Genomic DNA, 14,759 nt, shown 5'->3' with positions numbered 1-14,759 from the left:
TTCGCACCTCGCGCCAGAAGTTGGGTGGCGCGCCAATCCACGCACGTGGCCCAAATGGAGTACTGTTGCGAGCCCTGGACCCGGTCTCCCGCCAGGACGTCCGGGGCCTCGCCGGACCGCCTGAAGGGGACCGGTCGCACAGGGTGACGGCTTCGGTGACTCAGCGTGGAGAATAGGTAACCGTGCCATAACGGCGGCGCGGGATCCGTGCCCGACACGCCGGGCAACTCGGCAAGGTTGTGGCAGGCTGCACCCGGGCAGGCCACACTCGACTAGCGGAAGCAGCGACGCACGTGACGTCGGCAGGCACCACCCGGGAGGTCCCCATGCCCGAACTGCGTGTCGTGGCCGTCTCGAATGACGGCACACGGCTGGTGCTGAAGGCTGCGGACAGCACGGAGTACACGCTTCCGATCGACGAGCGTCTGCGCGCCGCCGTACGCGGCGACCGTCCCCGCCTCGGCCAGATCGAGGTGGAGAGCCATCTCCGCCCCCGCGACATCCAGGCGCGTATACGAGCCGGCGCCACCGCGGAAGAAGTCGCCCAGATGGCCGGCATCCCCGTCGACCGTGTGCGCCGCTTCGAGGGCCCCGTGCTGGCCGAACGCGCCTTCATGGCCGAGCGGGCCCGGAAGACTCCGGTCCGTCGGCCCGGCGAGAACGCCGGGCCCCAACTCGGCGAGGCCGTCCAGGAACGGCTGCTGCTGCGCGGCGCCGACAAGGACACCGTCCAGTGGGACTCGTGGCGTCGCGACGACGGCACCTGGGAGGTCCTGCTCGTCTATCTGGTCGCAGGCGAACCGCATTCGGCGAGCTGGACGTACGACCCGCCCCGGCGGCTCGTCCAGGCCGTCGACGACGAGGCGCGTTCGCTGATCGGCGAGTCCGACGACCTGGCCGCGCCGGAGCCCAGCTTTCCGTTCGTCCCGCGCATCGCCCGGCTGCCGCGCGACCGGCCGCTGGACCGCGCCCTCGACCGGGAGCGGCCCAGCCTGCCGGCGCCGCCGCCGGAGTCGGCCGAGGAGAGCGCCGAGCGGGAACGCGACTCGCTGACGAGCCTGTTGGAGGCGGTGCCGAGCTTCCGCGGCGACATGGTCGTCCCGGAGCGCCCGGCAGACCCCGTCACGGAGGAGCCGGACGAGCAGGAGCCCGAGGTGGAGGAACCGCCGGCACCCGCCGCTTCGGCCGGTTCCGCCTACGCGGACGTCCTCATGCCGCGTTCCGTCGGCAGCCACCGCGACCGTCTTGTCGGCGCCACCGACCGCCAGGCCGAGGCGGACGGCGTCCGTCCGGGCCGCCGGGCCGCGGTGCCGAGCTGGGACGAGATCGTGTTCGGCACCCGGCGCAAGAAGCAGGAGTGACCGGGGCCTCGGACCAGCCCTCCGGGGCGTCCGCCGGTTCGCCGACTCCGGCGCGCACGGCGCTGTCTACGCAGCAGGAGGGCCGCACCCGTTCGGTGCGGCCCTCCTGTGCTGTCCGCCCGGTGGGATCACTGGGGGTCCGGGCCCACGGCGACCGGCCGGGACGGGTCCGAGGACCACTCCGACCAGGACCCGACGTACAGGGCGGCGGGGATGCCGGCGACGGCCAGGGCGAGCACCTCGTGCGCGCCGGAGACGCCCGAGCCGCAGTAGACGCCGACCTCGGCGCCGTCGGACGCCCCCAGAGCCTTGAAGCGGTCCTTCAGGTCCTCCGGGGCCAGGAACCGGCCGTCCGGGCCCACGTTGTCGTTCGTCGGCGCGGAGACGGCGCCAGGGATGTGCCCGCCGACGCGGTCGATCGGCTCGACCTCACCCCGGTACCGCTCCCCCGCGCGGGCGTCGAACAGCACGCCGGAGCGGGCGAGGGCCGCGGCCCCGTCGGCGTCGAGCAGGCCCGTGGCGCCCGGGACCGGCGTGAAGTCGCCCTCCACGCGCGCGGGGACGCCCTCCGAGAGTTCCCCCTGCCACGACGGCAACCCGCCGTCCAGGACGCGCACGTCCGGGTGACCCGTCCAGCGCAGCAGCCACCACGCGCGTGCCGCCGCCCAGCCCTGCCCGCCGTCGTACACCACGACAGGCCGGCCGGCGAAGACGCCCGCCCGGCGCATCGCCGCGCCGAACTCCCCGAGGTCGGGCAGCGGATGACGGCCGGCCGCCCCCGTGGAGCCCGCGAGATCGCGGTCCAGGTCGACGTAGACCGCGCCCGGCACATGCCCGGACACATAGGCGGCGCGACCGTCGAAGGGCGGCTCACCGGCCGCCTTCGCCGTACTGAGCTGCCAGCGGACGTCGAGGACGACGGGCGGGTTCTCCCCCGCCAGGTCGCCGGCCAGTTCCGATGCGGTGATGATGGCGTTCATGGTCACCATCCTCGCGTACGGGGTGGCCCCGTCGCCCGTGTCCGGCTACTCTGCTCGGCCGGACAGCCTCGATCACGAGGCGTGCGGGATCGAGCACGTGCCGTACAGGCGATCCACATGCGGCGACAACCGCGCGTAACCCCTGGGGAGACCCCCCACCAGGGATCCTCCGAGGCGGCAGCGACACGACACCCCCAGTGGCCGAGGAAAGGGAGACGATGACCGAGGCAGGCGGGCCGGCCGGCACGATCGGCGCGACACACGCGCGGTATGCACCCGGGACACCCTGCTGGGTGAGTCTGATGGCGCACGGGTTGACGGCGACGCAGGAGTTCTACGGGCAGCTCTTCGGCTGGGACTTCCGGCCCGGCCCGGAGCAGCTCGGGCCCTATGTGCGCGCGCTGCTCGACGGCCAGGAGGTCGCCGGCATCGGCCAACTCCCCCCGGACCGCCACCTGCCCGTCGCCTGGACGCCCTATTTCGCCTCCGACGACGTGGACAGCACCGCGGAAACGGTACGGCTGTGCGGCGGGACGATCGGGGTGGGCCCCCTGGACGCCTCGGACGCCGGACGGCTCGCGATCGGCTCCGACCCCTCGGGCGCCGTGTTCGGCGTCTGGCAGGCAGCGGGCCACGTGGGCGCCACCGTCTCCGGCGTGCCCGGAACCCCCGTCTGGAACGATCTGACGACCTATGAGACGGCAGGCGTCCGCAAGTTCTACGAGACGGTCTTCGGCTACGCCGAGGAAGCCGTGGAGTCCCCCGACCACGACTACGTGACCCTGCACGTCGGCGGTCACCCGGTCGCCGGTCTGCACGGCGTGGGCTCCGCACTGCCCCGGGACCTGGGGCCGCACTGGACGACGTACTTCGAGGTGGCCGACACGGACGCGGCGATGGTCCGAGTGGCCGAGCTCGGCGGACGGGTGCTCACGCCGGCCCAGGACAGCACGCACGGGCGCGTGGCGGTGGTTGCCGACCCCGAGGGCGCCCGCTTCGCGCTGATCCAGGAACCGCGGTAGGCAGCGGCGCCCACCCGTTCGCGTACGCGCGCGCGTCGCTCAGATCTGCTGTACCGGCAGCACGTCCGGGGACAGGGCGGCCGCGCGTGCCGACGCCGCGGTCATCCGGCGTCGGTGGTGGCGCCTGCACAGGACCTCGTAGCCGACCGTGTCCGCCTGGTTCACGTCGCCGACGACGACCTGCGCGCCCTCGACGACCATGAAGCCGCCCACCGTGCGCGCGTTGTGCGTGGCGCGGGCGCCGCACCAGCACAGGGCCTCGACCTGCAACACCTCCACGCGGTCGGCGAGTTCGACGAGCCGCTGCGAACCGGGGAACAGCTTGGAACGGAAGTCGGTGGTGATACCGAAGGCGTAGACGTCGATGTCCAGGTCGTCGACCACGCGCGCGAGCTGGTCGATCTGCTCCTCGGCGAGGAACTGCGCCTCGTCCGCGATCACGTAGTCCGCACGGCCGCCCTGCGAGAGGTGGTCGACGAGATAGGCGTACAGGTCCTGGCCGTCCTCGACCTCGACCGCGTCGGTGACCAGGCCGAGACGGGAGGACAGCTTGCCCTCGCCCGCACGGTCGTCGCGGGTGAAGATGATGCCCTGCAGGCCGCGCGCGGAGCGGTTGTGCTCTATCTGGAGAGCCAGCGTCGACTTCCCGCAGTCCATGGTTCCGGAGAAGAACACCAGCTCGGGCATGGGAAGTTGAACGCCTTTCGGTGAAGTGAGCGGGAGCAGGGATGGTGCTGGGGGCTGCTTCTGGGGCTGCTTCTGGGCTTCAGGAGCGTACTTCGAGCAGGGGGACCAGCTGCTCGGCAGGGGTCATGGAACCGTGGTTGCCGACCATCGACGACTCCTTGGGCTCCCGCTCGGAGGCGATGAGCAGGACGTCGTCCCGGGCGGCCGCGATCACGTCGCCGAGGCGGGCGTGCACCCGCTCGTCGATGCGCGGACCGAACCAGCCCGCGTCGATCGCCTCCTCCCGGGAGGCCACCCAGAACTGCTCGCCGAGCACCTCGCGCCAGCAGGTCAGGACGTCGTCCGCGGCGCCCGGCACGGCGTAGACATGGCGGGCTCGGCCCTCGCCGCCGAGCAGGGCGACACCGGCGCTCAGCTCCCAGTCCGCGTCGAAGTCGATCCGGTGCTCCTCGTCGAAGGGCACGTCGATCATGCCGTGGTCGGCGGTGACGTAGAGCGCGCTGCGCGGCGGGAGCTGCTCGGCCAGACGCTGGACCAGCCGGTCGACGTACATGAGCTGACCGCGCCAGGTGTCGGAGGCGACGCCGTAGCGGTGCCCGGCGCCGTCCAGTTCTGCGTAGTAGGTGTAGACGAGGGAGCGGTCGCCGGCGGCGAGCTGCTCGGCGGCGCAGTCCATGCGCTCCTCGCCGGTGAGCCGCCCATGAAACGTTCCGCCGCTGAGCGCGACCTTGGTCAGCGGGGTGTTCTGGAACGCGGGGGACGACACCTGGGCGGCGTGCACGCCCGCCTTGTGGGCGAGCTGGAAGATGGTGGGATAGGGCTGCCAGACGCCCGGCGTGCTCCACGGCTGCCAGCGGAGCTGGTTCATCAGCTCGCCGGTGGCGGGGTTGCGCACGGTGTAGCCGGGCAGGCCGTGCGCGCCCGGCGGGAGGCCGGTGCCGACGGAGGCGAGGGAGGTCGCGGTCGTCGCCGGGTAGCCGGCGGTGAGCGGGCGTCCGGTGCCGCCGCGCGAGCTGCCGAGGAGCGCGTGCAGGTAGGGCGCTTCGTCGGGGTGGGCCTTGATCTGCTCCCAGCCGAGGCCGTCGATCAGGAAGACGCAGTTGCGGTCGGCCGCGGTCAGCTCGGGGATCGCCGCGGTCGTGCCGGGCACGCCCAGGCCCGCCGCCAGCGTGGGCAGCAGGTCGGCGAGGGAGCCGGAGCCGTATGCGGGGACGGGCGCGGAGGCGACGGCGAGCGGTTCGGGGAAGTCCCAGGAGGCCTGCTGCGTCATCAGCGGGTGACGTCCGCTGTCGCCTCGGAGAGCGCCTGCGCGAAGGCGAGCGCCTGGCGCACCGTCTCCGGGCCGTCCCCCGCCTCGCTGACGCGCAGGCTGAGGTCGTCCGCCGTCGAGTTGCCGGTGTAGCCGTGGTCGGCGTCGCAGTTGGGGTCGCCGCAGGCGGCCGGCTCGAGGTCGATGCGGGAGACGGCGCCCCAGCCGATGGTCAGCACCACCTCGCGCGGCAGGGTGCCCGGCGAGTAGGACTCCGGGTTGGCGACCACGCGGCTGACGACGACCGACGAGATCCGGCCGAGCTTCACGGACTCCGTGGACGTCGTGGCGTACGGCGTCGGGGAGGTGGTGTCGGCGGCCTGCTCGTCGGTGTGGCTGACGATGAAGCGGTTGCCGGTGAGCACCAGCACGGTCACATGCCGGCGCACCTCGTTCTGGTCGAACGTGGTCTCCTGGTGAACCAGGTACGACCGGATCGGATCGCCGCCGACGGCGGCCTCCACCGCCTCGGCCACGAGGGCCGGGTAGTAGCCGCTGCGCTCGATCGCCGCGCGCAGCCCCTGGGTCGTCGTACTGGTCTTGGCCATGGGGTCCATCCTACGGGGACCCACTGACTGCGAGGTGCCTCTCGCGATCGCTCCGGGGCGGCCGGGGGCAGGCGCGGGAAACGCTTCCTCAGCGGTGGGGCCGGCGCACCCACGGGGCGAACCGCCGCCCGGGGTGCGCGTCCTCGCGCGCGTTCCCGAGCACGTGCTCGCGGACGATCTCGAGCCGTTCCGCGGCCCCGAAGCAGGCCGCGGGATCGGAGCAGGCCGCGGTGCCGGGTGCAGGGCCCCGGGATCGGGGCAGGCCCCGCGGGATCCGGACCGCCCGCGTCCACCTCGAACGCGGCCACGGCCTGGGGGCGTTCGCCCACTCCACGGTCCGGGCTCGCGAGTTCGCCGGGCGTCGGGTCCCGGAGCACGCGGACGTGGAAGGCCCCCGGGGAGGCCACGGAAGACGGGACCGGTGAAGACGAGTTCCAGCTCGTGGTGACACGGGAGGTCGGCCCCGGCCGCCGTCCGGGACTCGCCGGGGCCCAGACCCGCACGTCCCGGTCCCGCCAGGACCCCCCGGGCAGGCCGATCGCGGGGTGCCGGACGGAGGCGGGCGCCCGCCTCCGGCGCCCGCGCCCTGTCTCCGCCCTCCCCGGCTCCCGGACCGGCCGTGCGCCGGCCTCAGTACACCGGCAGGGTCCGGGGGCCGAGGTCGTCGCGCGCGGGCGGGGGTGCGAGACGCACGGAGGCGCCGAGGACGCTCAGACCGTGCGGGGCGACGACCACCGGTTCCAGGGTGACCGCCACGACCTCGGGGTGGTCGTCCACGAGTCGCGAGACGCGCAGCAGCAGCTCTTCCAGGGCGCGGGTGTCGACGGGCGTCGAGCCTCGCCAGCCGAAGAGGAGCGGGGCGGTCCGGATCGAACGGATCAGCGACGTCGCGTCGCGGTCGGTGACCGGAACCAGTCGGTGCGCCGTGTCTCCGAGGAGCTGCGAGGCGGCTCCGGCGAGCCCGAAGGACAGCACGGCCCCCGCCGCCGGGTCGATGACCGCCCGGACGACGGTGTCGACCCCGCGCGGCGCCATCGCCTGGACGACCGGCCGGAGCTCCTGCGGCTTCCCGAAGAGCTCGGTCAACTCGGCGTAGGCCCTGCGCAGTTGCTCTTCGTCGGCCAGGTCGAGACGGACGCCGCCCAGGTCGGCTCGGTGCCGCAGGTGCGGGGCGGTGGCCTTGAGGGCGACGGGGTAGCCGAGAGCGGCGGCGGCCCGCGCGGCCTCGTCGGGGGAGGGCGCGGGGATCGCCCGGCGGATGCGGACGCCGTAACGGCCGAGCAGCTCGCCGGTCTCCTCGGCGCCCAGGGTGAGTCCCTGTCCGCGCGTGAGGAGCCCGTCGATCAGTGCGGCGGCACCCCGCTCGTCGATGTCCTCGTACTCGGGCACCCGGCCCGGGTCCGCCGCCTCGCGCCGCCACTGGGCGTACTTCACGGCCTCGGCGAGGGCGCGGACGGCGCGTTCGGCGGCCGGGTAGGCGGGGATGAGGTGTGCGCCCTCCGGCGCCTCGACGACGGGGGCCTGCTGCGGCCCTGCGTCCTGTGCCGCGGCACGCACGCGTGGGGTCGCCTCCGCGCGCGGTGCGGTGCTCGCGGCGGCGGACAGCGCCGCCGCGAGGCCGCCGAGCTCCACGTGCACCACGAGCACCGGTTTTGCCGGAGCCGCGGCCGCCGCCGAGCGCAGGGCCTGTGCGAGTTCCGCGTCGCCGGGCGAGGTCTCCCCGATCGCCGGGATGGCAGTCACGACCACCGCGTCGCACGTCTCGTCGGCCAGCGCGCGCGCCAGCGCGGCGTGGAAGTCCTCCGCCGCGGCCTCGGTGGTCAGGTCCAGCGGGGGCAGGGGCCGCAGCCCCTCGGAGAGGCAGGCGTCGTACGTGAGCAGTCCGAGAGACTCGGAGTTGCCGAGGATCGCGACGCGCGGCCCCGTCGGCAGCGGCTGACGGGCGAGGAGCAGGCCCGCGTCGACCAGCTCGGTGATGGTGTCCACGCGGATCACGCCGGCCTGCCGCAGCAGCGCCGACACCGTCGCGTGCGGCAGGCGTGTGGCCCGTACGGCGTGCCCCTGCGGGGCGGAACCGGCGCCCTGGACGACGACCAGGGGCTTCGCGGCCGCGGTGCGCCGGGCGAGGCGGGTGAACTTGCGCGGGTTGCCGATGGATTCCAGGTACATGAGGGCGACGTCGGTGTCGGGGTCGTCGTACCAGTACTGGAGGACGTCGTTGCCGGACACGTCCGCACGGTTGCCCGAGGAGACGAAGGTCGACACGCCGGTGACGCCGGTGACGCCGCCGCCGCGCCGGTGCAGCCGGGAGAGCAGGGCGATGCCGATGGCGCCCGACTGGGCGAACAGGCCGATCCGGCCCGGCCTCGGCATCTCGGGGGCGAGGGAGGCGTTGAGCCGCACGTCGGGCGAGGTGTTGATGACCCCGAAGGCGTTGGGGCCGATGATCCGCATGCCGTACGCGCGCGCGTGGCGGACGAGTTCACGCTGCCGCTCGCGCCCGTCGGGACCGCTCTCGGCATAGCCGGCGGAGAGGACGACGAGCCCCTGCACACCGTGTTCGCCGCACTCGGCGACGGCCGCGGGCACCTGCTCGGCCCGGACGGCGACGACCGCGAGGTCCACGGGCTCGGCGATGTCCCGGATCGAACGGTGGGCGGGCACGCCGTCCAGTTCCTTCAGGTCCTCGGGAAAGGCCTGGTTCACGGCGTAGAGGCGGCCGGTGAACCCGGCCTCGCGGAGATTGCCGAGGACGCTCCGGCCGACCCCGCCCGGGGCGCGCCCGACGCCGACGACGGCGACCGAGCCGGGTGTCAGGAGCCGCCGCACGGAGTGCGCCTCGGCACGCTGTTCCCGCGCGCGCTGCACGGCGAGGGAGCGCTCGGTGGGCTCGAGGTCGAACTCCAGGCGGACGACGCCGTCCTCGAAGCTGCGTTTCTGGGTGTAGCCGGCGTCCGTGAACACCTTGATCATCTTGTTGTTGGCGGGGAGCACCTCGGCGGCGAAGCGGCGGATGCCGCGCTCGCGTGCGACGGCCGCGATGTGTTCGAGGAGGGCGGAGGCGACGCCGCGCCCCTGGTGGGCGTCCTGCACGAGGAAGGCCACCTCGGCCTCGTCGGCCGGCGCCGAGGCGGCCATGCCGTCGGCGCCGATGCGGTCGTACCGCACGGTGGCGATGAACTCGCCGCCGACCGTGGCCGCGAGTCCCACGCGGTCCACGAAGTCATGGTGCGTGAAGCGGTGGACGTCCTTCGCGGACAGGCGCGGGTAGGGCGCGAAGAAGCGGTAGTACTTCGACTCGTCCGAGACCTGCTCGTAGAAGCTGACCAGGCGCTCCGCGTCGTCGACGGTGATGGGACGGACGCGCGCGGTGCCGCCGTCGCGCAGCACCACGTCGGCCTCCCAGTGGGCGGGGTACTCGTGCCGGTCCGACGCGCTCTGCATGGGGCCCACACTACGGCTCGCTTCCGACGACAGCGCCAGGCAGTCTTGAGGACGCACGTCGGGTCGAGGCCGCGATCCGACGGCCACACGGTGACGGGACACCCGGGACCGTCCCTCACACGCTTCACGTGTGGAACACTGGTCTAGACAACCTGAGACACCGAAGGGCAGCATCACATGGCTGAGCGCCGCGTCAACGTCGGCTGGGCCGAGGGCCTCCACGCCCGCCCCGCTTCCATCTTCGTCCGGGCCGCCACGGCCGCAGGCATCCCCGTGACGATCGCCAAGGCCGACGGCAACCCCGTCAACGCGGCCTCCATGCTGGCCGTTCTCGGTCTGGGCGCCCAGGGTGGCGAGGAGATCGTCCTCGCCTCCGACGCCGAGGGCGCGGACGCCTCGCTCGACCGGCTGGCGAAGCTGGTCGCCGAAGGTCTCGAGGAACTCCCCGAGACCGTCTGAGCACCCCCGCATTACGCGGTGAAGGGCTCGTCCGAATTATCGGGCGAGCCCTTCGCATTTCCGGTTCACGGGCAGCAGAAGTAATCCCCCGCGAATTACTTCTTCTTTGTATACGGCTCCCGTGTTAATGCCGCAGACCGCCCATGTTTACGGGAGGTTGCGAAGTCCTCACACGCTCGGCGCGCTCCGGACCTCTCGAAAAGCGCAGCCGGTGCGCGAGCGTCGCGCGCTCGGTGTGCAGCGCCGTGACCGCCCGCGCGCGCTCCCCGTCGCCGCGCGTCACCGCGTCGACGATGGCGCCGTGCTCCGCCCAGGACTCCACGGGGTCGGCCGGCGCCTCCACCGCGTACATCCAGGCGATCTTATGCCGGAGCTGGGTGAGCATCGACGTGAGGGCGGGGCTCCCGGCGGCCTGGGCGAGCGTCTCGTGGAACCAGCTCCCCAGGGAGCGCAGGTCCTCGCTGTTGCCCCTCCTGGCCCGCTCCTGACCCAGCCGGACGAGCCCGCGCAGCACCTTCAGATGGGCGTCCGTGCGCCGCTGTGCGGCCCGGGCGGCGCCGAGCGGCTCCAGCAGCAGCCGCATCTCCAGCAGGTCCGCGGCCTCCTGCTCGGTGGGCTCCGCCACGCACGCGCCCGCGTGCCGCCGGGTGACGACGAACCCCTCGGCCTCCAGTGTGCGCAGCGCCTCACGGACGGGGACACGCGAGACGCCGTAGCGGCGGGCGAGGAGTTCCTCGGTGAGGCGGCTGCCGCGTTCGTAGACACCCGCGACGATGTCGTCCCGGATGGCCGTGCACACCGAGTGCGCCGGAATTCGCATGACGGACCTCCGCCTTAATCCCCGTGAAACGTCGACGGTTGACGTGTGTTCCGTGACTCTATTGCAATGAGCGGGAATTTCCGACGGGGAGCCGGAATCCAGGGATATTTTTTGGACAGCGGGGCCCCGAAAACGGCGAAAGCCCCGGCCGAGGGGCCGGGGCCGAACGATTCGTCGCCGATCGTCGTCAGACGTTGACGCCGTGGTTGCGGAGATAGGCGACCGGGTCGATGTCCGAGCCGTACTCGGGGCTCGTGCGGGCCTCGAAGTGCAGGTGCGCACCGGTGACGTTGCCGGTCGCGCCGGACAGCGCGATGCGCTGGCCCGGGGTGACCGTCTGGCCCACCGACACCTCGATGGACGACAGGTGGCCGTACTGCGTGTAGGTCCCGTCGTGCATCTTGATGACGATCTGGTTGCCGTAGGCGCCGCCCCAGCCGGCCTCGACCACGGTGCCGGAGCCGACCGCGTGCACGGTGGTGCCGCTGGCCGCGTGGAAGTCGATGCCGGTGTGGCTGCCGGAGGACCACAGCGAGCTGCTGGCCTGGTAGCCGGTGGAGACGTAGGAGCCGGTGATCGGCGACACGAAGGTGTTGAGGCGCTTGCGCTCGGCCTCACGGGCGGCACGCACGCGTGCCTCGCGCTCCTCCACGGCCTTCTTCGCGGCGGCCTGGCGGGCGGCCTCCTCGAAGGCGGCCTGCTTCTGCGCCGCGACCTGCTCGTCGACCTGGTCGGCGACCGACTCGGCGACGGACTCGCCCACCGTGACGACGGGGATCAGGCCGGTCTGCTCGGGGCTGGGCTCGGCCGCGAAGGCCGGGGTGGAGGCGACGGTGGCCATCACACCGGTGGTGGTGAGCGCCGCCACGCCGACCGCGCGAGCGGTGGAACGCTGCATCCGGCTGGGCCGGCGGTGCTTCCCGGTGGCGCAGGTGAACGCCATGAAGTCAGGGGTGTCCTTTCCTTCCCTCTCGCCTACCGGGTTAGCTGACGGGTTCGGAGCAGGAAGGTCTCCTACGGACCCCCTCGTGTACACGCGGGCGTCCGATTCACCCCAGGGACTTCACAAGTGGGTCCCCGGCTCCCCTGGCTCGCGCCGTACGGGGACTCGGCGATGACTGTCCGGTGCCGCGGCTGCGGCGCAGTGCCTGACGGACAGCCCGGATGAAGCTAAGCGGCAGGGGGACCGATCCTCAAACGGATCACGGATTTTGTAGCGCATCCCACAGGGCAGACAGGCAACGTCCGCCCCAATTCGGACATACAGAAGCCCTGGTGACGCTCGGTCGACCAGGGCCCCTGCGCGTGCGTGCCGTTACCCGCGGCGCCGACGGCTACTCGGCGGACACGACCTTCACCTCGCCGATGCCGAGGGCCTCGACCGGCGCCTTGATCTGGGCCGCGTCGCCCACGAGGACCGTCACGAGACGGTCCACCGGGAAGGCGTTCACGGCCGCCGCGGTGGCCTCCACCGTGCCGGTGGCGGCGAGCCGGCGGTACAGCGTCGCCTGGTAGTCGTCGGGCAGGTGCTGCTCCACCTGGTCGGCCAGCGTGCCCGCGACGGCTGCCGCGGTCTCGTACTTGAGCGGCGCCACCCCGACCAGGTTCTGCACGGCGACGTCGCGCTCGGCGTCGGTCAGCCCCTCGGCGGCGAGGGTGCGCAGCACCTGCCACAGGTCGTCCAGGGCGGGACCGGTGTTCGGGGTGTCCACGGAACCGCTGATGGCGAGCATCGCAGCGCCCGACCCGTCCGGCGCGGACCGGAGGACCTGCCCGAAGGCGCGAACGCCGTAGGTGTAGCCCTTCTCCTCACGCAGGACGCGGTCCAGGCGGGAGGTGAGGGTGCCGCCGAGGCAGTAGGTGCCGAGCACCTGGGCGGGCCACACGCTGTCGTGCCGGTCGGCGCCGATCCGGCCGATCAGCAACTGCGTCTGGACGGCCCCCGGGCGGTCCACGATGACGACGCGGCCGGTGTCGTCGGCGATCACCGGCGGCACGGGCCGGGGCTCGGCGGCAGAGCCCGTCCAGGCGCCCAGGGTGTCGCCCAGGAGGGCGTCCAGGTCGACGCCCGTGAGGTCGCCGACGACCACGGCGGTGGCCGTCGCCGGGCGGACGTGCCTCTCGTAGAAGGCGCGGACGGCCGCGGAGTCGATCTTCTCGACCGTCTCGGCGGTGCCCTGCCGCGGACGCGACATGCGGGCGGCGGCCGGGAACAGCTCCTTGGAGAGCTCCTTGGCGGCGCGCCGGGAGGGGTTGGCCAGCTCGTGCGGGATCTCGTCCAGGCGGTTGCGCACGAGGCGCTCGATCTCGCTGTCGGCGAACGCGGGCGCCCTGAGGGCGTCGGCGAGCAGACCGAGGCCCTTGGTCAGGCGCGAGGCCGGGACCTCGAGGCTGATGCGCAGGCCGGGGTGGTCGGCGTGCGCGTCCAGGGTGGCGCCGCAGCGCTCCAGTTCGGCGGCGAACTCCTCGGCGGAGTGCTTGTCGGTGCCCTCGGTGAAGGCGCGCGCCATGATCGTGGCGAGGCCGTCGAGACCGGCCGGTTCGGCGTCCAGCGGGGCGTCGAGCAGGATCTCGACGGCGACGACCTGCTGGCCGGGGCGGTGGCAGTGCAGCACCGTCAGGCCGTTGGCCAGGGCGGTGCGCTCGGGCGCCGGGAACGCCCACGGCTTGGCCTCGCCCGCCAGGGGCTGGGGGTGGAAGTCCATCGTGGCGAGCTCGGTCACCGGGCCGCCTCCTCGTTCTCGTCCTGGTCGGCGGGGGCTTCGGGGGCGGTGGGCTCGTAGACGAGCACCGCGCGGTTGTCGGGACGCAGGCGGGCCTCGGCGATCTCCCGCACCTCCTCGGCCGTCACGTCCAGCACACGCTGGACCGCGGTCAGGGCGAGCTGCGGGTCGCCGAACAGGACGGCGAACCGGCACAGTTCGTCGGCGCGGCCGGCGACCGTGCCGAGCCGGTCGAGCCACTCGCGCTCCAACTGGGCCTGGGCGCGCTCCATTTCCTCGGCCGTGGGGCCCTCCTCGGCGAACCGGGCGAGCTCCTCGTCGATGGCCTCCTCGATGACGGGCACCTCGACGTCGCCGGACGTCTTCACGTCCAGCCAGCCCAGGGACGGCGCCCCGGCGAGCCGCAGCAGGCCGAAGCCGGCCGCCACCGCTGTGCGGTCGCGGCGCACGAGCCGGTTGTAGAGGCGGGAGGACTCGCCGCCGCCGAGGACGGTGAGCGCCAGGTCGACGGCGTCGCACGCGCGCGTGCCGTCCTCGGGCAGACGGTAGGCGGCCATCAGGGCGCGGGCCGGCACCTCCTCCTCGACGACCTCCCGCAGCTGCCCGCCGATCACGTCGGGCAGGGAGCCGTCGCGCGGCTCGGGCTTGCCGTCGTGCCCGGCGATGGAGCCGAAGTACTTCTCGATCCAGGCGAGCGTCTGCTCCGGGTCGATGTCGCCGACCACGGACAGGACCGCGTTGTTGGGCGCGTAGTACGTGCGGAAGAACGCACGCGCGTCCTCCAGCGTCGCCGCGTCGAGGTCGGCCATCGAGCCGATCGGCGTGTGGTGGTAGGGGTGGCCGTCGGGGTAGGCGAGAGCGGTGAGCTTCTCGAAGGCGGTGCCGTAGGGGACGTTGTCGTAGCGCTGGCGGCGCTCGTTCTTGACGACGTCGCGCTGGTTCTCCATCGACTCGTCGTCGAGCGCCGTGAGCAGGGACCCCATGCGGTCCGCCTCCAGCCAGAGGGCGAGCTCCAGCTGGTGGGCGGGCATGGTCTCGAAGTAGTTGGTGCGCTCGAAACTGGTGGTGCCGTTCAGCGAACCGCCCGCGCCCTGGACGAGCTCGAAGTGACCGTTGCCCTTGACCTGGCCGGACCCCTGGAACATCAGGTGCTCGAAAAGGTGAGCAAGGCCGGTACGGCCCTTGACTTCATGGCGTGAGCCGACGTCGTACCAGAGGCACACCGCCGCCACCGGGGTCAGGTGGTCCTCCGAGAGCACCACGCGCAGGCCGTTGGCCAGGCGGTGCTCGGTCGCTGTCAGGCCCCCGGAGCCTGCCTGGGCTGTGGCCGTGTGACCCATGGGCATGTACGTCCCTTCCGATCGCGGACGCGGTCGTCGAAACCGCGGTTTTCCTGCCGGTCCTGT

Annotated in this window: 12 protein-coding genes and 1 riboswitch; of the genes, 3 read left to right on the top strand and 9 right to left on the bottom strand. The window is 72.9% G+C overall.

What is annotated here, in order from left to right:
- Positions 1-326 precede the first annotated feature (326 nt).
- Positions 327-1,361: a septation protein SepH gene (gene sepH, locus ACN6LD_RS25225; protein ID WP_445044346.1), complete on the top strand. Its 1,035-nt coding sequence runs from the start codon at positions 327-329 to the stop codon at positions 1,359-1,361.
- 128 nt (positions 1,362-1,489) lie between these two features.
- Here sepH and ACN6LD_RS25220 read toward each other — a convergent pair whose 3' ends face one another.
- On the bottom strand, positions 1,490-2,341 hold the full coding sequence (locus ACN6LD_RS25220; RefSeq protein WP_445044345.1) for a sulfurtransferase: 852 nt from the start codon (positions 2,339-2,341) through the stop codon (positions 1,490-1,492).
- Between the two features lie 218 nt (positions 2,342-2,559).
- Between ACN6LD_RS25220 and ACN6LD_RS25215 the strand changes: the two genes are divergently transcribed.
- The gene (locus ACN6LD_RS25215; RefSeq protein ID WP_319192958.1) at positions 2,560-3,363 is read left to right on the top strand and encodes a VOC family protein; all 804 of its coding nucleotides are present in this window, start codon (positions 2,560-2,562) and stop codon (positions 3,361-3,363) included.
- Positions 3,364-3,402: 39 nt separating this feature from the next.
- On the opposite strand, the gene ACN6LD_RS25210 is transcribed toward ACN6LD_RS25215, so the two are convergent.
- From ACN6LD_RS25210 to ACN6LD_RS25195, 4 genes are all read right to left on the bottom strand, one after another.
- Complete coding sequence (locus ACN6LD_RS25210; protein WP_319192960.1) at positions 3,403-4,050, bottom strand: thymidine kinase; 648 nt, start codon at positions 4,048-4,050, stop codon at positions 3,403-3,405.
- Between the two features lie 79 nt (positions 4,051-4,129).
- Positions 4,130-5,320, bottom strand: a complete 1,191-nt coding sequence (locus ACN6LD_RS25205) for an alkaline phosphatase family protein (RefSeq protein ID WP_319192962.1) — start codon at positions 5,318-5,320, stop codon at positions 4,130-4,132.
- Positions 5,320-5,916 (bottom strand): DUF5998 family protein, encoded by a 597-nt coding sequence (locus ACN6LD_RS25200; RefSeq protein ID WP_319192964.1) that lies wholly within the window; start codon positions 5,914-5,916, stop codon positions 5,320-5,322. The genes ACN6LD_RS25205 and ACN6LD_RS25200 overlap by 1 nt, the downstream gene beginning before the upstream one ends.
- Before the next feature lie 621 nt (positions 5,917-6,537).
- Positions 6,538-9,351: a bifunctional acetate--CoA ligase family protein/GNAT family N-acetyltransferase gene (locus tag ACN6LD_RS25195; protein WP_445044344.1), complete on the bottom strand. Its 2,814-nt coding sequence runs from the start codon at positions 9,349-9,351 to the stop codon at positions 6,538-6,540.
- A 177-nt stretch (positions 9,352-9,528) separates the two neighbouring features.
- On the opposite strand from ACN6LD_RS25195, the gene ACN6LD_RS25190 reads away from it, so the two are divergent.
- Positions 9,529-9,810: an HPr family phosphocarrier protein gene (locus tag ACN6LD_RS25190; RefSeq protein ID WP_057575448.1), complete on the top strand. Its 282-nt coding sequence runs from the start codon at positions 9,529-9,531 to the stop codon at positions 9,808-9,810.
- Positions 9,811-9,934: 124 nt separating this feature from the next.
- On the opposite strand, the gene ACN6LD_RS25185 is transcribed toward ACN6LD_RS25190, so the two are convergent.
- The 4 genes from ACN6LD_RS25185 to ACN6LD_RS25170 all read right to left on the bottom strand — a co-directional run bounded on the left by ACN6LD_RS25185 (position 9,935) and on the right by ACN6LD_RS25170 (position 14,699).
- Complete coding sequence (locus ACN6LD_RS25185; protein ID WP_319192968.1) at positions 9,935-10,630, bottom strand: GntR family transcriptional regulator; 696 nt, start codon at positions 10,628-10,630, stop codon at positions 9,935-9,937.
- A gap of 187 nt (positions 10,631-10,817) precedes the next feature.
- Positions 10,818-11,573, bottom strand: coding sequence for a M23 family metallopeptidase (locus ACN6LD_RS25180; protein ID WP_445044343.1), 756 nt, complete (start codon positions 11,571-11,573; stop codon positions 10,818-10,820).
- A 14-nt stretch (positions 11,574-11,587) separates the two neighbouring features.
- A riboswitch (cyclic di-AMP (ydaO/yuaA leader) is annotated at positions 11,588-11,754 on the bottom strand.
- Between the two features lie 210 nt (positions 11,755-11,964).
- Positions 11,965-13,353, bottom strand: a complete 1,389-nt coding sequence (locus ACN6LD_RS25175; RefSeq protein WP_319192971.1) for a M16 family metallopeptidase — start codon at positions 13,351-13,353, stop codon at positions 11,965-11,967.
- The gene (locus ACN6LD_RS25170) at positions 13,350-14,699 is read right to left on the bottom strand and encodes a M16 family metallopeptidase (protein ID WP_445044342.1); all 1,350 of its coding nucleotides are present in this window, start codon (positions 14,697-14,699) and stop codon (positions 13,350-13,352) included. Before ACN6LD_RS25170 ends, ACN6LD_RS25175 begins: the two co-directional genes overlap by 4 nt.
- Between the last annotated feature and the right edge of the window lie 60 nt (positions 14,700-14,759).

It is taken from the genome of Streptomyces sp. SAS_272 (assembly GCF_052543235.1).
This window is presented reverse-complemented; position numbering and strand designations above follow the sequence as displayed.